The sequence below is a fragment of the Bifidobacterium sp. AGR2158 genome, assembly GCF_000424225.1.
GTDB classification, from domain to species: Bacteria; Actinomycetota; Actinomycetes; order Actinomycetales; family Bifidobacteriaceae; genus Bifidobacterium; species Bifidobacterium anseris.
In genome coordinates this window covers 393,896-415,094 of the sequence record NZ_AUJM01000011.1, presented here as the reverse complement: position 1 = coordinate 415,094, position 21,199 = coordinate 393,896, and the positions used below count along the sequence as shown (strand labels likewise).

The following is a 21,199-nucleotide window of genomic DNA, read 5'->3' as shown; positions in this document are numbered from 1 at the left end:
AGGTGAGGTCGTGAGCGAGACAGGAAATGCATCGCACGCATCCACAGGTGCACAAACGGCGGCGGGGCATCTGTTCACGGCGCATGACGTGACGGCGGTCATGCCCAGGCACGGCGGCGGCGAAACCACGGTGTTTCAGGGATTGTCGTTCCACGTCGACGGCGGCGAGGTCGTCGACCTGACCGGGCCGTCGGGATCGGGAAAATCGACGCTGCTCACCGCCTTCGCGCGGCTCAACGTGCACACGAGCGGCACATTCGCGCTCGACGGCAAGAATTCGGACGCGTTCACGCCGCAGCAGTGGCGCATCAACGTCGCCTATCTGCCGCAGACGTCGACGCTCATCGGAGAAACGGTCGCCGACGCGATCCGGCTGCCGTGGACGTTCAAAATCAGGCAGAGCGAACGCGCGAACGAGCCGAAGGACATGCTCTCCGACGCGCATATCCGTGCGACGCTCGACCGCATGGGCTGCCAGGACATCGATCTCGATAGGCCGCCGCGCGACCTGTCCGGCGGTCAGGCGGCGCGCGTCAGCCTCGCGCGCACGCTGCTGACGAAACCGCGCGTGCTGCTCGCCGACGAAGTCGACGCCGGACTCGACGAGGAGAACGCGGACAAAGTCGCCGATCTGCTCAAGCTCGCAGCGCAGGAGGGCACGGCCGTCGTACGCATCCGGCACCGCGTGCCGGACGGCCGCGCGACGCGCATGATGGTGCTCAAGGACGGCGTGCTGCGTGAAGTGCCGCTGCCGACGGCCGCGCAGGTCGCCGCAGCGCAGCGGGCGGATGTCGTCGGGACGGCTTCTGCTGCCAACGGCGCTTCGGCGGACGGAAACGCGACGGATGGAAACGGGGAGTGAGCTGATGGAATCGTATTTCGACATTGATATATGGGGACTTGTCGCGGCCGTCGTCATGGTGATCGTCGCCGCCGGCATTTCGGCGCTGATGAAGACGGGCGTCGCCAAATCGCTGATCTGGGCGACGGCGCGTTCGCTCGTGCAGCTGCTCGCGATGGGCTTCATCCTTGAATACGTGATCAGGCAGAACAATGTGTGGCTCGTCATCGGACTCGTCGCGCTCATGCTGCTCGCGGCCGTGCAGATCACGATGGGACGCGCGACGGGCGCGCCGAAGGGACTTGTCGGCATCGTGCTGCTGTCGCTCGTCGTGACGATGCTGCTCATGCTCGCGATCGTCGCGGAACTCATCGTGCGGCCTAAGCCGTGGTATGCGCCGCAGCTCATCATCCCACTCACCGGCATGCTGCTGGGCAACACCGTCAGCGCGCTCGCGCTTGGCCTGAGCCGCTTCTTCGAATCGATGCGCGAACGGTACGCGGAGGTGAACACGATGCTCGCGCTCGGCGCCACGAAATGGGAGGCGGCGAAACCGTCGATGATCTCGTCGATCCGCCTCGGCCTGCTGCCATCGGTCGCGATGCTCGCGTCGAGCGGCATCGTGACGATTCCGGGCATGATGTCCGGCCAGATCATCGCCGGCAAAAGCCCGGTGAGCGCGGCGAAATACCAGTTCGTCATCCTCGCGGCCGTCGCGGCGCTGACGCTCGTCGCGGATTCGATCATCATCGCGCTGATCTACAAGCGCTGCTTCATCTCCTACGACCGCTACTTCGTGCCGGAGCCGGCGAAGAAGCTCAGCTTCAAGGATTTCGTGCAGCTGCGCAAGGACGTGCATCCCGACGAAAAGCCCGAGGACGCGCAGCGCGCCGCCGCGCAGGAGCAGCGCGCCTCGATGCGGTAGGGCGGCGTCTGCGCTGCGGGCCGGTTCGTCGGGGCAGTCGACGAACCAACCCGGAAACTAGGCCGGTTGTGGGGCGGATTGTCGACACGGTCGAGGGAGTGGCCCGCTCCGGGTTGGTTTGTCGACGTGGTCGAGGGGTCGACCCGGAAAGTGGGCCGTTTGTGGGTTGGTTCGTCGACACGGCCGACGGGATGACCCGCTTCGGGGCGAGTTGTCGAGCTGGTCGACGGGTCGGCCCGGAAATCAGGCTGGTTGTGGGGCGAATCGTGGACGGGGGTGATGGAACGGGACGCAGAGGAGGGGAGCGGGGCGGAGCCGGCGGGGCCGGACGAAGCCGCGAACTGGGGCAGATACGCGAAAAGCCTCACCCGAAGGTGAGGCTTGTGAAGTGGTCGGGCTGGCGAGATTTGAACTCGCGGCCTCTTCGTCCCGAACGAAGCGCGCTACCAAGCTGCGCCACAGCCCGATGTTGCTTTTCGGCAACAGGTGATAGTTTACGCATCTGTGAAGGAATTGCAACTTCGGCGTGTCGCGACCGTTGCGCAGTAGGAGGAGAGGCCTCGACGCGTGTAGTGGCGGGTGGTTACACTGGTGCGCTATACCGAGCCCATATCCATAGGACGCATATGTGTGCGCATATGCGCGCGAAAAGGACGAACACGAGGACATGACCGAACAGAACACGCATAACGAACAGGAAGCGCTTGCCGGGACGCAGGCCGACGAGACCGTCATCGTCGAGGACGAGGAGGTCGCGGCGCCGTCGATGAGCACCGTCGAACGCGCCGAACTGCTGCTCCAGCAGGATGAGGCGATCGCGCGCCGCATCGACGAGGGCGCGACGCTTGACGAGGCCATCGACCCGTCGAACAAGGAATTCGGGCCGCTCGCGCACCCCGAACAGGTGCAGATGCGCGTCGCCAAGCGTGCGATGATGCTCAAGGACGGCCTCAACCCGTATCCGGTCTCGCTCGATGTGACGAGCACGATCGACGCGGTGCGCGCCAAGTGGGACGGCAAGCTCGAGGCGGGCGAGGAGACCGACGACATCGTCGGCATCGCCGGCCGCGTCCTGTTCATCCGCAACGCCGGCGGCTTGTGCTTCGTGCAGCTCGCGGCAGGTGACGGCACGACGATCCAGGCGATGCTTTCGAAGAAGCAGATCGGCGCCGATTCGCTCAAGCTCTTTAAGCAGCTCGTCGACCTCGGCGACCATCTGTTCGTCAAGGGACGCGTCATCGCGTCGAAGACCGGCGAACTGTCGATCTTCGCCGACGAATGGGCGATCGCCGCGAAGGCGTTGCAGCCGCTGCCGACGCTGCACAAGGAGCTCAACGAGGACACACGCACGCGCAAGCCGTACATCGGCATGATCGCCGACGAGAAAATCCGCAACATGGTGCGCAACCGTTCGAAGGCCGTCTCCTCGCTGCGCCACACCTTCGAGGAGCACGACTTCCTCGAAGTCGAGACGCCGATGCTCCAGACGATCCACGGCGGCGCGGCGGCGCGCCCGTTCACGACGCACATGAACGCATTCGACCTCGACCTCTATCTGCGCATCGCGCCGGAACTGTTCCTCAAGCGCTGCCTCGTCGGCGGCATTGACCGCGTCTTCGAGATCAACCGCGACTTCCGCAACGAAGGCGTCGACGCGACGCACGCGCCGGAGTTCACGATGGTCGAGGCATATGAGGCCTACGGCAACTACGACACGATCGCCAAGCTCGTCAAGGAGCTCGTGCAGAAGACCGCGATCGACGTCTTCGGCTCGACGAAGGTCACGCTGCTCGACGGCACCGAATACGACTTCGGCGGCGAATGGAAGCAGATGAGCATGTACGACTCGCTCTCCGAAGCACTCGGCCAAGAGATCACGCCGGAGACGAGCGTCGCCGAACTCGGCGCGATCGCCGACAAGCTTGGCGTCGAACGCGACGAAGTCGAGAACCACGGCAAGCTCGTCGAACACCTGTGGGAGCACTTCTACGAGGACAAGCTCTACGAACCGACCTTCGTGCGCGACTTCCCGGTCGAGACGTCGCCGCTCGTCAAGGCGCACCGCTCCAAGCCGGGCGTCGTCGAGAAATGGGACCTCTACGTGCGCGGCTTCGAACTGGCGACCGGATACTCCGAGCTCAACGACCCGATCGTGCAGCGCGAACGCTTCGTCGCGCAGGCCAAGGACGCGCTCGCCGGCGACGAGGAGGCCTGCGACATCGACGAGGACTTCCTCGAGGCGCTCGGCGTCGGCATGCCGCCGGCGGGCGGCATGGGCATGGGCATCGACCGTCTGCTCATCGCGCTCACCGGAGCCACGATCCGCGAAACGATCACGTTCCCGCTCGTCAAGCCGCTCAACAGCTGAGCCTCGATTCCTCTTCGGTGCGTCTCGCGCGTCCGGGTGCATCCGCATACCGGCCGTGTGAGACGCGCCGTCGTATGCGGGGGGCGGCTAATCGGGGATGTCCAGAATCGGCGATGTCTGTTTTGCGCCTCGCGCGCGTTTCCTGATACGGTGGTCGCACTTGTGCCGGCGGCGTTCGCCGGTGGGAGCATGCGTCTTTTTGACAAGAGAAAGACAAGAGAAAGAGGAAGATCATGAGTTTCAACGAACAGTCGCAGGTGCCGCCGATGCCGTCGGCGCCGCAGCCTGCGCCCGACATGCAGCGTACGCTGCGCGAACTGAGCGATCCGAAGGTCAAGGTCGGCAATCTCGGCGTTTCGGTCGCCGCCGTCACGACGGTCGTCGCCGCCGTCCTCGCCATCATCGCGATGTTCCTGCCGTGCGTGACCGTCTCGGTCGGCGGCTTCTTCTCGCAGACGGTCAGCCTCATCCAGGGCGACGGTTGGATCGTCCTCATCCTCGCTATCGCCGTGGCCGTGCTCGCCGTCATCCGTCAGGCGCTCGCGGCGTTCGTCGTGGCCGTGCTGAATTTCCTGCTGTGGCTGTTCGAGACGGTCAACACCGGGCATGTCGCCGGCGAGGCGTCGTCGTATTCCGACCTCGTGCAGGTCAAGGTGAGCTACGGCGCGGGGTACTGGCTGTGGGCCGTCACCGTGTTCGTCATCCTCATCGCGACGGGCATCGAGTTCTACAACATGATGCAGCTCAAGAAGACGCAGGCCGCGTCGACGCCGGGCGCCGCTCCGGCCGCGCCGGTGGCGCCGTATCCGATGGGCACGCCGCCCGCTCCCGCTGCGCCGCAGGCGCCGGTCGCCCCTGCGGCGCCCGCGCCGTCGTATGCGGCACCGGCTGCTGCGGCGTCGACTGTGCTGACTCCGGCCGCGCCGGCGGCCGATGCGTCGCTGCCGCCGTATGCCGCGCCCGTTCCGCCGGCGGCTTCAGTCACCGAAGTGTCGCAGACCGACGTCTATCAGGTGCCCGATCCCTCCTCGCCGACCGGCGCCGATGACGTCGTCGTCGAACAGCAGACGGCCTACGGCGACGTGCCGAATCCGCAGGCGCCGACGTCGCAGTCGCCGCAGCAGCAGTGACATCGATACGACGATGAAACGACGATGATATGAAACCGGTCCTTCGGGGCCGGTTTTTCGTTGCGGGGGAGGTGACCGCGGGATGGTGCGGTCAGCGAAAAATGAGGCGCGGCATGTAGAGTGAACATCGTAATCGTCAATCGACAGGAAGAAGAGGAATCATGGACCCGAATCAGCAGCAGCCGGGCGCACCGATGCCCCCGCAGGGCGCGCCGGCGGCACAGCGTCCAGCGCCGCAGGCTCCCTTCGGCGCACCGCAGCCGCAGTACGCGCAGAACGCCCCGTACATGCCGCCGCAGAGCGCGCCGCGCCAGCAGAACGCCGACATCAAGGCCACGTTGGCCACGCGCATCCAGCTCGGCAAGCTGCACATCATCTACGCCGACTTCATCACGTTCTTCGGCGCGCTGCTCGGCGTCATCGCCGTGTTCGTGCCGTTCTTCTCCTCGAAGGGGTATTCACGCGAGACGCTGGCGCTCATCGCCTCGGGCTCGCCTTATGTCTTCTTCGGCTGGCAGTTCCTCGTGCTCACCGTCACGATCGCCGGACTCGCGTTCATCGACAACAAAGCCGTTCCTCTGACGCTCGCGATCGTCTATACCGTGCTCTTCATCGACCAGATCGCCTGGGGCTCGTTCAACACGCATGGCTATGCGAACTACCACATCGGCTTCTATCTGATGCTCTTCGCCGTCATCTTCATGCTCGCCGGCACGATCATCGCGATGTGGCTCGAATCGCAGCAGACAAAGCTGACCAACGGCACCGCCCGCCCGACCGCGCCGATCCCGACCTCCTATCCGGCACCGACGAACGCCTATGTGAACAACGGCTGGCAGTCCGGTGTCCCGCCGACGCAGCCGGTCGGCACGACCGACAACAGCAACTGGCAGTTCGGTGTGCCGAACCAGCCGCAGGCTCCGGCCGCGCCCGCCGCTGCGGCAGTGCCGACCGGCCAGTTCCCGACGGCCCCGGCCGCCCCTACGGCGCCGTCCGCGCCGACGATGCCGCCGACGATGCCGGGCGCCAACGCCTGAGCGTGCTGCACAGCTGAATATGCTGCATATGCACAGCTGAATCGATGATGAACGACCGCTGCGCCGCGGCGGTCATATCGATATCGATGAGCCACGAAGACCTCCACGGAATGTGGAGGTCTTCGTGGCTCATCGGCGTGCCGACGTTTGCCAAACGCCGCGACGCGCGTAGTGTGGAACGCCGACGACTCATGGCGGATGTGGAAAGGCAGGACACAGTGACCATCGACCAGTACATCAGCGGCATGCGCGTGCGCACGCTCGCGCTGAGCGTCGCCCCTGTGTGGATCGGCACCGCCGCAGGCGTCGGCATCGTGCGCGAGCGCGCGGCCGCGTCGTCGCGATGCACGGTCCTCACCGGCGGCGCGTCGTGCGTGCCGGACACCGCGCGCATCGCCGCCGTCGCCGTGCTGTGTCTGCTCGTCGCGATGCTGCTGCAGATCGCCGCGAATTTCGTCAACGACTACTCCGACGGCATCCGCGGCACCGACGCGCACCGCGCGGCCGGTGCGATCGCCGCGCGGCTCGATGACGATCTCGACACGCCGGCCGACCGCATGGAGGTGCCGCCCGCACGCCTCGTCGCATCCGGCGTGCCCCCGCGGCACGTGCTCGCGGCGGCCGTCGTCAACGCGGCGCTCGCCTGTACATGCGGGCTCGCCGTCGTCGTCATCACCGGATACTGGTGGCTCATCGTCGTCGGGGCGCTATGCCTTGCCGCCGGCTGGTATTACGTCGGCGGCCGTCGTCCTTATGGATATATGGGATTCGGCGAGGTCGCCGTGTTCGTCTTCTTTGGACTCGTGGCCACGCTCGGCACGACCTACGCGATCGCCGGCGCACTCGACGCGGCCGCATGGGTCGGCGCGGCCGCCATCGGCGTCGTCGCCGTCGCCGTGCTGTGCGTCAACAATCTGCGCGACATCGACACCGATCGCGCGGCCGGCAAGCGCACGTGGGCCGTGCGCATGGGCCGCACTTGGGGCACCGTGTGCACGATCGCGCTCATCGCGATCGTCTCGCTCGGCGCGGCCGTCGCGTGGGCGGCGACGAGCGTACAGGGGGAGCGGCTCGCGCATCTGTCCGTACTCACCGCGTTCCTCGGCATCCTCGGCGCCGTGTGCGCGCTGCTCACTGGATGGTTCGCCGCGCTCGACATCGCCAAGCGCAACTATATGCGCGCGATGCGCTCGCTCGGGCTGCTCGCGCTCGCGACGGCGCTGACGTTCAACGGATTCGCATTGATGATCTGATTGATGATCCGAACGTCGCGGCGTGCGTGAAACGTCATGTGAAACGTGTGGCTGTTCGACGCGCCGATTTGGCAGCACGCAACGCTAGACTGAAGCGTATGACATACAAACTGGTACTGCTCCGACATGGTCAGAGCGAATGGAACAAGACAAATCAGTTCACCGGCTGGGTTGACGTCCCGCTGACCGAAAAGGGTCGCGAGGAAGCCAAGCACGGCGGCGAGCTTATGAAGGAAAAGGGTGTCCTGCCGGACATCGTCTTCACGTCGCTGCTGCGCCGCGCAATCAACACGGCGAACATCGCGCTCGACGAGGCCGATCGTCTGTGGATTCCGGTCAAGCGTGACTGGCGTCTCAACGAGCGCCACTACGGCGCGCTGCAGGGCAAGAACAAGACCGAGATCCGCGAGGAGTACGGCGACGAGAAGTTCATGCTGTGGCGCCGCTCCTACGGCACCCCGCCGCCCGAGATCGATCCGAACGACAAGTACGCGCAGAACAACGATCCGCGCTACGCCGGCGATCCGGTTCCGGAAGCCGAGTGCCTCGCCGACGTCGTGGCCCGCGTCGAGCCGTACTGGGATGCCGAGATCATCCCGGAGCTCAAGAGCGGCAAGACCGTCCTGATCGCCGCCCACGGCAACTCGCTGCGCGCGATTGTCAAGATGCTCGACGGTCTGACCGAAGAGGAGATCGCCAAGGTCAACATCCCGACCGCGATCCCGCTCGTCTATGAGCTCGATGAGAACTTCAAGCCGATCAAGAAGGGTGGCGAGTACCTCGATCCCGAGGCCGCTGCCGCCGGTGCTGCCGCTGTCGCGGCCCAGGGCCAGAAGTGAGTCTTTGACTGCTCGCTGACTTTCCGCTGATTCTCTGATTCGGCGATTGAGTCGCCCCGATACGTTTCGTTTCGGGGCGACTTTTTACTGTCTGTTTCCTTTGTTTTCCTTTGATTCCCGTTGGGCTAGGGCTTCGGTTCCGTCGGCGCAGATTTCGGGTACGGAGTTATCCATGGTTGGGGCGGATACGTCTGCGTGCCTTCTCTACGGGCCCGTTCTCATCCGGATCCAGGGTGGATTCGTTGACGTACGAGGGTTCGCGGGCACGTTTCCGCCCGTACCAAGGATGGGGCCGTATCGCTGCCCTCGCTCCGGGTACTTTCTCATCCGCGTCCCGGGCAGTTTGGTATTCCTGATGCCTGCCTCAGGCACGAAATCATCCGCAGTTCGGGTGATTGTGTATCCGTGGACCTTCTCCGAGCACGCTTCCATCCGTGTCTTGGGCGGGCTAGGTTGCATGCGCTTATCTATAGGTACGTTTCCGCCCATATCAGGGATAAAGCCGTATCGCTGTGACTTTTCCGAACGCGGTTTCGTCCATGTTCTGGATGATTCCGTGTGCTCGGCATCTGATTTGGGTACGGAGCCGCCCATGCCATGGGCGGCTCCGGATTCCTTCATCCTCTCCCGGTACGATTCGACCCATGCAGTGGATCAATCGGTCTCCGAGATGAAGGGCAGGGATACCGCAACGTCCATGATACGGATGGGACCGACGGCGTATGACGGCTCCCACCGTCTGGTCATGAGCCGTCGGAGCAGTCAACTCCGCTGCCCATGTACACGATGGTCAAGATGCTATCGGGCGCTGTCGGGTGATGAGACCCTCTCGATTTCCCTCACCATCGCCTCAACATACTGTTGCTCGCGAGTCTGCATCCTCTCACGGTAGTCATCGTATGATTCGATCCCCGCCTGCCCGACATTGAGTCGATACACGGCGACACGCTTGGGTGCATCCTCCGGTCGTTTCGCTGATCCGCCGTGTAGAAGATCACAGCCGGTAAGCACATCCAGCTGCCTATCCGAGTATGCTTCGGCCACTTTCAAATCGGAGATCGGGTTAAGCTGGAAGGCGAGATTGGCGTCGAAGCGAAGCATATAGGCAAGCAGCTGCAGTCGATCATCGCGTTCCGGTGTGTCGCTCATCTTGTACTTGGCATCCGCAACAACAATATTGTCTGTCCCATTGCGATAGTCGAGAAGGAAATCCGGGTACATGGTTTTCTTCCCGCCCTCTCCAACATAAGTGTGGTACCCATGCTCGCTGCTTGCATTGTCCGGGTGCTCGACTGCAATTATCTGCGGCAGATGATCGTGCAGCAGCACGTTGAGGTAGGACTCCCACATCCACGAGCAGTTGAAGAGAATGCCGTTCGGTGTGTACTCGCTCGATGATTCCGTGAACTCAACGCCGCGATTCGTCAGGATTTCGATGCACAGTCGCTGCAGCGTGCGGTAATCCTGATAAAACGGGTGGAGTACCGGCTTGCGTATGTTCTCGCTGATGATTTTTCGCCGCTCGTCCGACTCATAATGCGGCGTCGCCTGACGGATCTGCTCCACAGCCTTTCGTGTCTTCTGATCCTGATGCAGAATCCTGCGAGTGTCGGAATCCTGAGAATCAAGGAATTCGATGGTGTGCCGGATGAGCTCCGTCACCGGATTGTCGGCGTCGAATTCGCGTGTGCTATAAGCGACCGATCCGAGAAACGGCGTGTTCTTGCGGATATGACGTGCCACATCGATTCTTCCGCGCGGTCTTGGATCGTTATAGTATCGGCGGACGTACTGGCGGAAGATGCCCTTCGAGACGGCGTTCTTGAGGAATGACGGGAACATGAGTCGCAGCAGCATCGTCCATGCCGATTTCGGATTCGCATCGAAATCGAGATTGAGCAGATTGAAGTGCAGCACGCGCTCCATCATGTAGTTGAAGAACCAGTCCTTGCCGATGTGAACCGGCCGGCCGTTCTCATCACGTGAGAAACGCGAGGAGATGGACATCTGGAAGGTGCCGTCGTTATTTCGGATTAGTCCCGCGATGTTCTGCGTATAAAGATGCAGCTTCGGACTGTTGACCCACGGGCCGTAACCCAGAACGTACTTGTCTCTGAGATCGGCGTTATGCTTCTCATCGCTGAAGTAGAACCAATGCCTGTTCTCCCGCACCTTGGTGTCGATGAGCTGGTGCTGGACGAAATCAATCTGCGATTGGGTAAGTCCCGGAGCCGCTGTGCTCTCTTGTGGGGATTCAACAGGTTCATCTTGCGCATCCGCAGATGTGATTGGGCCCTGCCTGAATGCTTCCTCGAGGGAGATGACCCCGTTTGAGATATCTGTTCTGGATCTCTCTTCTTTTGAAGAGAGATCCAGAACAGAGTTGTCCGCAGCGAGATAGGAGAGATCACCACTATGGGAAATCCAGGGTTCCCACTCGTTTGGCTGAGTCATCATGCCTATTCCTGATCATCCGATTCAGAAATCCCGGACTTGTGCCAGATATCACTGAATCTACCAAGAGCGTTATCATCGGTCGAACCGCGAAGGTACTCGGTGAGCAGCGGTTTAACGCGGTTTTCCCATGTCTCGGCTTTTGCCTTGTTATATTCTTCAGGGTCATTGTTAGCTGCTTTGGCGAGATCCTGGAAGTAGGATGCACCGAGTTCATAGGATTCACCGAGACCATCGGTCTCACGAATCTCCTTGTTGATGGCATCCATGAGCTTTGCCATTTTCTGGTAGCTGTTCGTCGTGATGTCGAAATCCTCACGCATCTCACGGCTGTTTTCAGCACTGATGTTGATGAAGTTGAAGCGACGGCGCATAGCGAAGTCGAATGAGTCGACGCTTCGATCGATATCGTTCATCGTGCCGATAATCGTTACGTTCTCCGGAATGGTGAACTTTCCACCATCAAGATAGCGCTGGGCGAAGGTCTCTCCATCCGCCAACTCGACTTGATGCATATTGGCGTACTGCGTGTCGATGCCAACTTCCCGGTATCCGCCATCCAGAAGGAAGAACAGCTCGCCGAAGATGTTCGAGACATCGCCGCGGTTGATTTCGTCGATGATGAAGTAGTAACGATTATTCTGATCATTGCGTGCATTCGCACAGAACTCCATAAAGGTTCCTGCCTGCAGAGAGAAGCCGTTGCCTTTCGGATTTGGACGAAGCCCTTCCACGAAGTCCGTGTAGTCATAGCTCGGATGGAACTGCACGAAGCGGAAGCGAGAACGATCATCTGATTGTGCCGCTCGTAGTCGTTCGACCATCATTTCCTGAGTGAAGTCAGCACCATATTCCTTGCCGTCGATGAGTTCCGTGACAGCCTTGAGCACGCCAAAAGTCTTGCCGGTGCCGGGCGCTCCGTGGAAGATGAGATTAGTGTGGTTGAGGTCAGCTTTCTCGATGTTCTCTTTAATTGAGACCGTCATGCTGCTCTCCCGCTTGAAAAAAGTTGTAGATATCGATCAGGCGATGGTAAAGGTTTTGCAGTGCAGGCATAGTGTCTGGATTATCCAGTTCGTCCTTGTCGATTCCAAGATCCTTGATTGATGCGTAATCTTTATCGTTGAGGGGATAAAGCTTGATGGTTGAGACGTAGTCCGCATAGTTGTCGGCATCTTCTTTGGGTGCGGCACATGCCTGGAATCCGGTGACTTCCGTCTTGTCATCATTGAAACTGGCAAGGATGTTGATCCATGTGGCATTGACGTTGATGTAGGTGCTTCGGGTGGTGTTGATCGCGGTGAACTGCCCCACGAAGTGCATGTTGAGTGTGACGTCAGGGGTGAGTTGCTCCCACCCCAGTTGAAGATCGATGCCGCAATTCTCCTTGACGGCTTCGATGAAAGCGGTGTTTTCGAAACGCTCGCCGTGGCTGTCGGAGTAGTTCTGCTGCGGTGCGAGGCTCTCGCCGTGTGCCTTCCTTTGTGCTTCCAGATGGGCATATTCCTTGAACACCACAAGTGCCAAGCGAAGCTTGCGATAGCGGTCTTCGAGCGTATCCATGCCGGTTGTAACTTCAGCTGTAGTCATTTCCCTACTCCTTTGTGTTGTCGGTTAACCATACATATTAGTGCAATTTTCTAATTTTGCATGTGGCGCCGTGTCATCGGGGCCGTTGCGTTCGAGACGACGTGTCATATTGCGATTCGCGAGGATAACGCCCATTGCTGATTCCGGCGCCGAGTCGACATCCTGCGCATGACGAGGATCACGCACAACGGCGAAATACGAGCGTATTTCGCCGTTGTGCGCGCGGGCTTCCGAGATGGATTGAGAATATCACACAAATGCGAACATGTCAGTCAGAAATAGAATTAGAATCAAACAAAATAAATCAGAACCGCGCAAAAACAGCGCAGATTGACGCCCCTCCGAGGACTGCAGAATGCACAACGGCGAAATACGCCCGTAATTCGCCGTTGTGCGCGACATCTGCCGATCAATCAGCCGCCAGAACATGCCATACTACGATTCATTCCTTGCAGCCCACAGAGCATTCCGCCACCCACTCCCGCGCACATGACCTATATTGTGCCTCAGTCAGCCAGAACATCAGCGCACAGCGCACCCAAGGAGGCGCCCATGAACATCACGATCTTCGGCCACGGCAATCTCGCCACCGCAGTCGGCAAGAACTTCGAGCTCGCCGGCAACACCGTGCAGTACATCACCCACGAGAAGGTGTAACGCTTGGCGACATCGTCGTGCTCGGCGTCCCGTACCAGGCGTTCGACGACATCACCGACCGCTACCGCGACCAGCTGAACTCGCGGATCATCGTCGACGCGACCAACCCGATCGACTTCGAGACCTTCAAGCTGCTCCTTCCCGCGGACATGTCTGCGTCACTCCAGCTCAAGATGAGGATTCCGGACGCGGACATCATCAAGGCGTTCAACACGACGACCGCGGTCAGCCTGAACGCGGGCACGATGGCCGACGGCAAGCCCGCGCAGGTGCTCATGGCCGGTGACAGCGACGCCGCCAAGAAGTCGCTCGCCAAGGCGCTCGACGGCAGCCCGCTCGAGGTCATCGACGCCGGCGACATCGCTGAGGCGCGCGACATGGAGGCGCTCGGCCGCCTGCAGCTGCGCATGATGTTCGCGAAGCAGATCGGCTTCGACGGCGGCTTCCGCATGGTCAAGTGAGCGGTGACGACCATGACCAAACTGCCACCGATCGAGAAGATTCCCGAAGCGTGGACGGCCATCGCGGACGGCCATGTCCGGCTCGAGCCCGACGCTGGCCGCGCGCTCGTCGAGTCCTCCAACGAGGCGAAGACGTACACCGTCACGTTCGACGGCGACACGTACACGTCCAACGACAACGCCACCTACTGGCAGGGTTACGCCGGCTACCCGATCATCGCCGTGCTCATGCTGCGGGGTCGGCTTCCGCTCGACGGCTCGCTCTCTGAACAGTTCAGGGACGTCGACTGGAAGTCAATCAACGACCGATTCAAGCGGGACTACGCGGGTGCGCTCGACGAGGTCATCAGCGAACGCGGACTCGACAAAGACAGAGTCACCGCGGCGATGACGCTCGCGTACGACGACCTCAAGGAACTGCCGCTCACAATCAAGCGCGGATCAGTGCGGCCGCCCAAGTCAACGAAGACGTCAACGAAGACGAAGTAGTCACTCCTCGCTCACGTCGTCCTTCATGACCGGCTCGCCGGCGAGATACCGGTCATGAAGAGCCTTCTGCTGGTTGAACATCGCGCGCATCATGATGTGCGCGTCCTCGAGCCCGAGGTGCCGCTCGCTCGCGCCCTGGTCGAGCGCGAGCGGTTCGCCGTCCGCGTCGGCCACCGCGCGCTCGCGGTCATCACCCAGCGCGCCGTATCTGCGCGCGTAGTCGTCGAGCCGGAATCCGCGGAACCGGTAGTCGTCGCTGTGCACGCCCACCTTGCGCGAGTCGAGAATCCGGATGTCTCCCGCGCGCACTGCCTCCGCGAACCCCGCGCAGTTGCCGGTGAGGAACTTCTTCTCGAAATTCGCGTTGTGCGCCACCATGACCGCGCCGGAAAGCGCGTCCATCACCTCGCGCTGCGCAGCGAGGTCCTCCTGGAACGGCACGAGTCCGGCGAGCGACTCCGCGGTGATGCCGTTGAGTTCGACGGTGGCCTCACGCAGTCCGAGAGCCGCGCGCTCTATACTCACGCCGTACTGCTCGCGGTGCGCGTCGAATCCGCGGCCGCCGGTCATGTCGAACCGCTCCCAGCCGGCGTCCACGATGTAGTCGGACGCCGGCGAGAGTCCCGTCGTCTCCAGATCGATTCCGACGAGCACGCCGGCGGTCGGGTGCGCGCCGTACTCGGTGACGAGCGACTCCTCGAGCGTCATGCCGTCGCTCACGCGGTGTTCGACGGCGGTGCGCACATCCTGCACGTCGCGGTTCTGCAGTTCGGCGATCTCCTCGTAGATCAGCCATGGCTTGCGCATCTCCCACGGCTTGAACCGTGGCATCGGCTGCTTCGTGTACGGCGTGCGCGGCGGCTGCGGTCCGGTGACCGACTCGCGGATGCGCGCGGCGGTCTCCTCGCCGACTTCGCGCGCGAGCCAGTCGAGCTCGTCGTGCGCATCGCGCAGCTGCCAAGTGAGCAGACGGAGCGCATCAGCGCTCGGCAATGCATCCATGTCCGCCGGCGTGCGTGCAGCGTACCACACGCGCTCCATCGTGTGCGCGAGTGAGGCGCTCTGATGCCAACGTCGGAACGTCTGCGCATACAGCTGTTCCGCGTCGGCGTGGAGCGGGTCGGCGGCGTTCTGCATCGGCTGGCCTTCGATTGAGATGCGCAGCGGTTCGTTGGACACGACCGTGAGCACATCGCGCACGTCCACACCGAGGTTGAGCAGATCGTCGGTGAGGAACACCGACGCGCCGCCGACTGCGCGCGCCCACACGTCCGCATCCGCCTGCGTGGCGCTCGCGAGTCGCTCGAAATATGCGAATCCCGCATCCGTGCGCGCGATGATGTTCCTGAATTCCATTGCTGACTCCTCGACTGGTTGATTGACTGTATCCAGCCTACCCGCAGCCTCCCGTGCGCGGGTGTGTGGTCGTGCACAACTCGATATTTCGACCGTATTCTCGAGTTGTGCGTGCTTGTTGATTGAGCATCCGCTGGTTTTGTTCGCACAACTCGAGGAATCTGCATGTTCTCTTGAGTTGTGCGTGAATCGAAAAAGCACAACTCAAGAATACGGACGAAATACCGAGTTGTGCGAAGATGGGCAGGAGGGAAGGGAGGTGAAGAGAGGAGGAAGAAGAGGGGTGAAGGATGAGGGGGAGCGGCGCGCGAGTGCGGTCGTGCATGCTGCACTTTGGCGAGAAAAGGCCGGCAACCTTGCTAACAGCATAGATTCCACACGGCGAGAGGGAATAGACGGACAATAGGAGACGGAGCGTCGGCAAGATGACGCGTGAATCAGCAACCGTCGTGGAACGAACCGCGCGAAGGAGGAACCATGTACTATTCGGCAGGCAATTTCGAGGCGTTCGCCCATCCAAGGAAGCCCGAGGGCGTCGAGCACAAGAGCGCCTACATCATCGGCACCGGACTGGCGGCGCTGACGTCCGCGTTCTATCTCGTGCGCGACGCGCAGATGCCGGGCAAGAACATCCACGTCTTCGACAAGGACGTGCTGCCGGGCGGCGCGCTCGACGGTGCGTTCATCAAGGGCGAAGGCTATGTGATGCGCGGCGGCCGCGAGATGGACAACCACTTCGAGGTCATGTGGGACGTCTACCGCGACGTGCCGAGCATCGAGGATGAGCATGTCTCGATGCTTGACTACTACTATTGGCTCAACAAGGAGGACCCGAACTTCTCGAAGTGCCGCGCCACAAAGGGCCGCGGCCAGGACGCGCGCACCGACCGCAAGTTCGGCCTGTCCGACAAGGCCGTCATGGAGATCCTCAAGCTGTATCTGGCCACCGAGGACGAGCTGGCGAACAAGAAGATCACCGACTACTTCGACGACGAGGTGCTCAACTCGAACTTCTGGCTGTACTGGCGCACGATGTTCGCGTTCGAGAACTGGCAGTCGGCGCTCGAGATGCACCGCTACATCCACCGCTTCATCCACCACATCGGCGGTCTGCCGGACTTCTCGGCGCTGCGTTTCACCCGCTACAACCAGTACGAGTCGATGATCCTGCCGCTGATGAACTATCTGAAGGCGCACGGCGTGCAGTTCCATATGCAGACCTCGGTCGACGACGTGACCTTCGAGGTCAGCGAGACCGAGATGGGACCCAAGCGCGAGTTCACGAACGTCGCGATGGACGAGATCGCCCGCGCGCAGGCCGAGAACGGCGCCTTCCCGCGCAATCCGTACTCGACGCCGAACAAGAAGGTCGCCAAGACGCTTGTCATCACCGACCTGAAGAACAACGAACGCAAGACGATTGAACTCACCGAGGACGATTTCGTCTTCATCACGAACGGCGGCCTCGTCGAATCGACGACCGAAGGCAACCAGAACACGCCGGCCGGCTTCGACCCGTCGCTCAAGCCGGGCAACGGCTGGGACACGTGGAACCGCATCGCCGCCGTCGACCCGAGCTTCGGCCACCCGGAGAAGTTCATCTACGACCCGAACCTGACGAAGTGGATGAGCGCGACCGCGACGACGCTCGACGATGAGATCATCCCATACATCGAGAAGATCACCGGACGTTCGCCCTTCGGCGGCCACACGGTGACCGGCGGCATCGTCAGTGTCGAGGACTCCAACTGGCTGATGAGCTGGACGATTAACCGCCAGCAGCAGTTCCGCGACCAGCCGGCTGACCAGATCAGCGTCTGGATCGACGCGCTGCTGCCGGACAACCCGGGCAACTACATCCGTAAGAAGATGCAGGACTGCACGGGCGAGGAGATCTGCGAGGAATGGCTCTACCATCTGGGCGTGCCGACCGACCGCATCCACGAGCTCGCCTCGAAGCACTGCAACACGATCCCGGTCATGATGCCGTACGTCGACGCGTTCTTCATGCCGCGCGAACTCGGCGACCGCCCGGACGTCGTGCCCGACGGCGCCGTCAACTTCGCGTTCATCGGCCAGTTCGCCGAGGAGCCGCGCGACACGATCTTCACGACCGAATATTCGATGCGCACCGGCATGGAGGCCGTCTACACGCTGTGCGACGTCGATCGCGGCGTGCCCGAGGTGTGGAACAGCGAATACGACGTGCGCGACATGCTCAACGCGGCCGTCAAGCTGCGCGATGGCGAGCCGCTGACGGCCTTCGGCCGCAACGGCATCGAACGCAAGGCGATCGAGGTCGCGCTCAACCGCACGAAGGGCACCTACATCTACGAGATGCTCAAGACATTCGGCGCGATCGCCGACCCGCAGCATCCGGTGGACATGAAGCCGGGCATGCGCTTCGACATGTCGTTCAGTCAGGCCGACGAGGAGCGTCTGATGAAGGAGGCAAAGGACGCCGAGAAGGCCGCCTTCCCTGACAAGGCCGCCGTCGAGGCCACGGCCGCGATCACGCCGGCCGAGGAAAGCGTCGACCCGCAGCCTGCCGGTTCCGACAAGCCCGAGGCTGAGGAGCACTTCACGGCGCCGGAGTCGACGAAGTGAAGGCGTATGTGATTTCCGGTCCCGACCGACTCGGCATCGACGCAATCACGCTCGCCGACGTGCCTGAGCCGGTCGCAGAACCGGGCCACGTGCTCGTCAAGGTGCACGCGGCCGGCCTCAACCCGGTCGACTATAAGCTCGCCGAAGGCGGCGAACCGGACTGGACGTATCCGCATATCCTCGGCCTCGACGTCGCCGGCGAAATCGTCGCGATCGGCGAAGGCGTCGAGGACACGTGGGAGGTCGGCATGCGCGTCGCCGGACACGGCGACCTGCGCCGCAACGGCTGCTTCGCCGAATACGTGAGCGCGCCGGAGTACGAACTCGCGCTCATCCCGGACGACGTGCCGTACACGACCGCCGCCGGGCTGCTGTGCGGCGCGCTCACCGCCTACCAGACGATCAACCGCAAGCCGAACCTCAATCTTGTGCGCACCGCGCTCGTGCACGGCGGCTCCGGAGCGGTCGGAGGCATTGCCGCGCAGCTCGCGAAGATGCACGGTGTCACCGTGTTCACGACATGTTCGACGCGCAATGTCGACTTCGTGCGCGAACATGTGCGGCCGGACGTGGTCATCGACTACCGCACCGAGGACGTCGATGCGCGCATCCGCGAACTGACCGGAGGCCTCGGCGCCGACCTCATCGTCGACACTGTCAGCGCCGCGGAGGCGCAGCGCGACCTCGAACGGCTCGCCTACAACGGCCAGCTCGTCACGATCGTCGACGTGCCGCAGATCTCGGCAGGGCAGATGTTCGGGCGCGGCCTGAGCATCGACGTCGTCAACCTCGGCGGCGCGCACGCCTCCGGCAATCCGATTGAGCAGCATGATCTGGGTACGATGGCTTCGGACGTGCTGTCGATGGTCTCGCAGGGCGAACTCGATCCGCTCGTCACCGGCGTGCTGCCGTTCGCCGACCTCGTCGAGGGGCTGCGTTCGCTCGCCGAGCATCGCGTCACCGGCAAGCTCGTCGTCGACGTCAATCGCTGATCGGCGAACACAAATACAAGTTGTCCCCAGTATCCACAACGGATCTGGGGACAACTTGCACGCGCCGTCCACAACGGTGTGGGCGGCGCGCAGCGACGTCAATCAGTCGATATCGGTGCCTTCGTCACGCGCCGGCTCCTTCGACGGGTCGAAGCCGGAGACGATGAACACGACGCGGCGCGCGGCGGAGACCGAATGGTCGCCGAGACGCTCCATGAAGCGTCCGATGAGCACGACGTTGATGAGCTGCTGGTTCGTGCCCTGGAAATCCTCGGACTGCGCGAGCATCAGCGTCTTGCGATGCAGCTCGTCGAGCTGGTCGTCGTCATGGATGATCTCGTCGGCCGTGTGCGTGTCGCGGTCGGCGAGCATCGTCACGAGACGGTCGGCGGTCACATCGAGGAAGTCCTGCATCTGCGCGAACAGATCGATGGCGTTCGCCGGCAGCGGCGAATCCGGATAGGTGCGGCGCGCGGCCTCGGCGATGTGTCGCGCCAGATCGCCCATGCGTTCGAAGGTGATCGCGAGCCGCATCGTCGAGACGACGACACGCAGATCGGTAGCGACCGGGTTCTGCCGCGCCAGCAGCTCGACGCACTGGTCGACGATCGACGTGGACAGCGCATCGGTCGCGGCATCGTCGTCGATGACCTTCTGCGCGGCGTCGAGATCCTGGCTGAGCAGCGCCGCCCCCGCACCGTGGATCGCGTCGCGCACGTTGCGCACCATATGATCGAGGTCGTCCGCGACGGCCTTGAGCCCCTCATTGAAGATAACGCGCATCTTCCCGCCTTTCGTTCATCGGCCGCGCCTTCCTGCGGCGGCCTGCCGTGTCACCAGTGTAAGGGACGCGCCGGCCGAAGCCAACCGTGAGCCCGCATCCGGCGCGATGGTGTGCCACAATAGCGGTATGCATATCGAAACGTCCGCCATCATCGCCGCGGCCTTCGCGTTGTTCGCCATCGGCGCGCTCATCGGATTGGGGATCCTGCTCGTCGATCTGCTCACGCCGCTGTTCACGCGTGCGAGTGACGGCATGCCGCTGTCGGAACGCATCAGCGACGTTTGGTCGCGGTGGCGCGGGGGCAGAAGGAAGCGCGACGCCGACGACGATGACGACGACGCCGACGACGATCTGCAGGATTCGACGGCGGCGCTGCTGACGATGATCCCCGCCGCCGCGGTCGTCGTCGACGAGACGGACGAGGTCGTGCGCGCGAACCCGGACGCCTACCGCCTCGGCGTAGTCGATGACGACGCGATCGTGTCGGTGCCGATCGCCGAGGCGATCCGCGACGTGCGCGAACACGGCGGCCGGCGCACGCTCGAGCTGATGACGCGCACGCCGCGCCGCTTCGCCGACGTCACCGACGACGACGGTCGGCCGAGCATCAGCACGGTGAGCAGGCCGAACTGGCTCAACGTCACCGTCGGCAGGATCTCGGAAGGACTCGTCGTCGTGCTGCTTGACGACGTCAGCGAAGCCGTGCGCTTCGCGCAGGTGCGTGACGATTTCATCACGAACGTCTCGGAACGCCTCGTGCAGCCGAGCGACGAACTCAAGCATTTGGCGGCGACGCTCGAGAAGGGCGGCCTCGACGAAGCGCAGATCGCGCGCGACGCGCGCAACGTGCGCCGCACGATCGGCTACATCGACCATATGATCGGCGACCTTATGCTGCTCATCAAAGCGCAGGAGCAGATCGAGCCGACCGCCGCCAACACGTTGCACGTGCTCGCCGAAGTACAGGCGGCCGTCGATGTCGCGCGGCCGCTCGCCGCCGAACACGGGCAGCGCATCATCGTGCGCGGCGACGACACGCTCGTCGTGCACGGCGAAAGCGCGCAGATCCGCGCCGCGATCGGCAAGCTGCTCGACAACGCGCTGCGATACTCGCCAGGCGGGGCGACCGTCAGCGTCGACGTGCGCGCGAGCCGCGACGGACGCGACGCCGTCATCCGCGTCATCGACAGAGGATGCGGCATCGGGGAGGACGAACAGCAGCGGATCTTCGAACGGTTCTACCGCGGGCGCAACCAGAACGGCAGGACGGGCGACGGCGCAGGTCTCGGACTGGCGATCGTCAAGCACGTCGCGCTGACGCACCACGGCAGCGTGCAGGTGTGGAGCCGGCCGGGGCAGGGCAGCACCTTCAGCCTCGTGCTGCCGATGGCGAAAGCACAGTAGGCGGGCGCGTCG

At 62.8% G+C, this 21,199-nt stretch carries 17 protein-coding genes and 1 tRNA gene; 12 read left to right on the top strand and 6 right to left on the bottom strand.

Annotated features, from left to right (window positions below; translation table 11 throughout):
- The first annotated feature begins 100 nt into the window (after window positions 1-100).
- Both G606_RS09560 and G606_RS09555 read left to right on the top strand, forming a co-directional pair.
- The gene (locus tag G606_RS09560; RefSeq protein ID WP_231371389.1) at window positions 101-862 is read left to right on the top strand and encodes an ABC transporter ATP-binding protein; all 762 of its coding nucleotides are present in this window, start codon (window positions 101-103) and stop codon (window positions 860-862) included.
- 4 nt (window positions 863-866) lie between these two features.
- Entirely contained in the window at window positions 867-1,766 is a 900-nt protein-coding gene (locus tag G606_RS09555) for an ABC transporter permease (protein WP_081663881.1), read from the top strand.
- Window positions 1,767-2,155: 389 nt separating this feature from the next.
- Here the strand turns inward: G606_RS09555 and G606_RS0102135 are convergent.
- Window positions 2,156-2,232 (bottom strand) — tRNA-Pro (locus G606_RS0102135).
- 300 nt (window positions 2,233-2,532) lie between these two features.
- On the opposite strand from G606_RS0102135, the gene lysS reads away from it, so the two are divergent.
- The 5 genes from lysS to G606_RS0102110 all read left to right on the top strand — a co-directional run bounded on the left by lysS (window position 2,533) and on the right by G606_RS0102110 (window position 8,393).
- Window positions 2,533-4,134, top strand: a complete 1,602-nt coding sequence (gene lysS / locus G606_RS0102130) for a lysine--tRNA ligase (protein ID WP_051198419.1) — start codon at window positions 2,533-2,535, stop codon at window positions 4,132-4,134.
- A 233-nt stretch (window positions 4,135-4,367) separates the two neighbouring features.
- Window positions 4,368-5,264, top strand: coding sequence for a hypothetical protein (locus tag G606_RS0102125; protein WP_026644605.1), 897 nt, complete (start codon window positions 4,368-4,370; stop codon window positions 5,262-5,264).
- A gap of 161 nt (window positions 5,265-5,425) precedes the next feature.
- Window positions 5,426-6,301 (top strand): hypothetical protein, encoded by an 876-nt coding sequence (locus tag G606_RS0102120; protein ID WP_026644604.1) that lies wholly within the window; start codon window positions 5,426-5,428, stop codon window positions 6,299-6,301.
- Between the two features lie 191 nt (window positions 6,302-6,492).
- Window positions 6,493-7,554, top strand: a complete 1,062-nt coding sequence (gene menA, locus G606_RS0102115) for a 1,4-dihydroxy-2-naphthoate octaprenyltransferase (RefSeq protein WP_231371379.1) — start codon at window positions 6,493-6,495, stop codon at window positions 7,552-7,554.
- A 98-nt stretch (window positions 7,555-7,652) separates the two neighbouring features.
- The gene (locus G606_RS0102110; RefSeq protein ID WP_026644602.1) at window positions 7,653-8,393 is read left to right on the top strand and encodes a phosphoglyceromutase; all 741 of its coding nucleotides are present in this window, start codon (window positions 7,653-7,655) and stop codon (window positions 8,391-8,393) included.
- A 798-nt stretch (window positions 8,394-9,191) separates the two neighbouring features.
- On the opposite strand, the gene G606_RS09550 is transcribed toward G606_RS0102110, so the two are convergent.
- The 3 genes from G606_RS09550 to G606_RS0102095 are packed head-to-tail and all read right to left on the bottom strand — an operon-like array spanning window position 9,192 to window position 12,437.
- Window positions 9,192-10,850, bottom strand: a complete 1,659-nt coding sequence (locus G606_RS09550) for an McrC family protein (protein ID WP_051198343.1) — start codon at window positions 10,848-10,850, stop codon at window positions 9,192-9,194.
- A gap of 2 nt (window positions 10,851-10,852) precedes the next feature.
- Window positions 10,853-11,833, bottom strand: a complete 981-nt coding sequence (locus tag G606_RS09545) for an McrB family protein (RefSeq protein ID WP_051198342.1) — start codon at window positions 11,831-11,833, stop codon at window positions 10,853-10,855.
- On the bottom strand, window positions 11,817-12,437 hold the full coding sequence (locus G606_RS0102095; protein WP_026644601.1) for a hypothetical protein: 621 nt from the start codon (window positions 12,435-12,437) through the stop codon (window positions 11,817-11,819). The genes G606_RS09545 and G606_RS0102095 overlap by 17 nt, the downstream gene beginning before the upstream one ends.
- A 257-nt stretch (window positions 12,438-12,694) precedes the next feature.
- Here G606_RS0102095 and G606_RS11375 point away from each other — a divergent pair, with 257 nt between their 5' ends.
- Window positions 12,695-13,555: an NADPH-dependent F420 reductase gene (locus G606_RS11375; RefSeq protein ID WP_231371378.1), complete on the top strand. Its 861-nt coding sequence runs from the start codon at window positions 12,695-12,697 to the stop codon at window positions 13,553-13,555.
- A gap of 12 nt (window positions 13,556-13,567) precedes the next feature.
- Window positions 13,568-14,044: a hypothetical protein gene (locus G606_RS0102080; RefSeq protein ID WP_026644599.1), complete on the top strand. Its 477-nt coding sequence runs from the start codon at window positions 13,568-13,570 to the stop codon at window positions 14,042-14,044.
- Here the strand turns inward: G606_RS0102080 and G606_RS0102075 are convergent, their stop codons facing one another.
- Window positions 14,045-15,400, bottom strand: a complete 1,356-nt coding sequence (locus tag G606_RS0102075) for a 3'-5' exonuclease (RefSeq protein ID WP_026644598.1) — start codon at window positions 15,398-15,400, stop codon at window positions 14,045-14,047.
- A gap of 477 nt (window positions 15,401-15,877) precedes the next feature.
- Here G606_RS0102075 and G606_RS09535 point away from each other — a divergent pair, with 477 nt between their 5' ends.
- Entirely contained in the window at window positions 15,878-18,007 is a 2,130-nt protein-coding gene (locus G606_RS09535; RefSeq protein WP_051198338.1) for an oleate hydratase, read from the top strand.
- Window positions 18,008-18,015: 8 nt separating this feature from the next.
- Window positions 18,016-18,999, top strand: coding sequence for a zinc-binding dehydrogenase (locus tag G606_RS0102065; protein WP_034523523.1), 984 nt, complete (start codon window positions 18,016-18,018; stop codon window positions 18,997-18,999).
- A gap of 102 nt (window positions 19,000-19,101) precedes the next feature.
- Here the strand turns inward: G606_RS0102065 and phoU are convergent, their stop codons facing one another.
- A complete protein-coding gene (phoU, locus tag G606_RS0102060; RefSeq protein WP_026644596.1) occupies window positions 19,102-19,782 on the bottom strand; it encodes a phosphate signaling complex protein PhoU in 681 nt (226 codons plus the stop codon).
- A 127-nt stretch (window positions 19,783-19,909) separates the two neighbouring features.
- On the opposite strand from phoU, the gene G606_RS0102055 reads away from it, so the two are divergent.
- Window positions 19,910-21,187 carry a sensor histidine kinase gene (locus G606_RS0102055; protein ID WP_026644595.1) on the top strand — a complete coding sequence of 426 codons (1,278 nt, stop codon included), beginning with the start codon at window positions 19,910-19,912 and terminating at the stop codon, window positions 21,185-21,187.
- Window positions 21,188-21,199: the final 12 nt, after the last annotated feature.

Coding starts and splice junctions, on each gene's coding strand:
- G606_RS09560 (WP_231371389.1), top strand. CDS start 101: ATGCCCAGGCACGGCGGCGGCGAAACCACGGTGTTTCAGGGATTGTCG.
- lysS (WP_051198419.1), top strand. CDS start 2,533: ATGAGCACCGTCGAACGCGCCGAACTGCTGCTCCAGCAGGATGAGGCG.
- G606_RS0102095 (WP_026644601.1), bottom strand. CDS start 12,437: ATGACTACAGCTGAAGTTACAACCGGCATGGATACGCTCGAAGACCGC.
- G606_RS0102120 (WP_026644604.1), top strand. CDS start 5,426: ATGGACCCGAATCAGCAGCAGCCGGGCGCACCGATGCCCCCGCAGGGC.
- G606_RS11375 (WP_231371378.1), top strand. CDS start 12,695: ATGCGAACATGTCAGTCAGAAATAGAATTAGAATCAAACAAAATAAAT.
- G606_RS0102075 (WP_026644598.1), bottom strand. CDS start 15,400: ATGGAATTCAGGAACATCATCGCGCGCACGGATGCGGGATTCGCATAT.
- G606_RS0102125 (WP_026644605.1), top strand. CDS start 4,368: ATGAGTTTCAACGAACAGTCGCAGGTGCCGCCGATGCCGTCGGCGCCG.
- G606_RS0102055 (WP_026644595.1), top strand. CDS start 19,910: ATGCATATCGAAACGTCCGCCATCATCGCCGCGGCCTTCGCGTTGTTC.
- G606_RS0102080 (WP_026644599.1), top strand. CDS start 13,568: ATGACCAAACTGCCACCGATCGAGAAGATTCCCGAAGCGTGGACGGCC.
- G606_RS09545 (WP_051198342.1), bottom strand. CDS start 11,833: ATGACGGTCTCAATTAAAGAGAACATCGAGAAAGCTGACCTCAACCAC.
- G606_RS09550 (WP_051198343.1), bottom strand. CDS start 10,850: ATGATGACTCAGCCAAACGAGTGGGAACCCTGGATTTCCCATAGTGGT.
- phoU (WP_026644596.1), bottom strand. CDS start 19,782: ATGCGCGTTATCTTCAATGAGGGGCTCAAGGCCGTCGCGGACGACCTC.
- menA (WP_231371379.1), top strand. CDS start 6,493: ATGGCGGATGTGGAAAGGCAGGACACAGTGACCATCGACCAGTACATC.
- G606_RS09555 (WP_081663881.1), top strand. CDS start 867: ATGGAATCGTATTTCGACATTGATATATGGGGACTTGTCGCGGCCGTC.
- G606_RS09535 (WP_051198338.1), top strand. CDS start 15,878: ATGTACTATTCGGCAGGCAATTTCGAGGCGTTCGCCCATCCAAGGAAG.
- G606_RS0102110 (WP_026644602.1), top strand. CDS start 7,653: ATGACATACAAACTGGTACTGCTCCGACATGGTCAGAGCGAATGGAAC.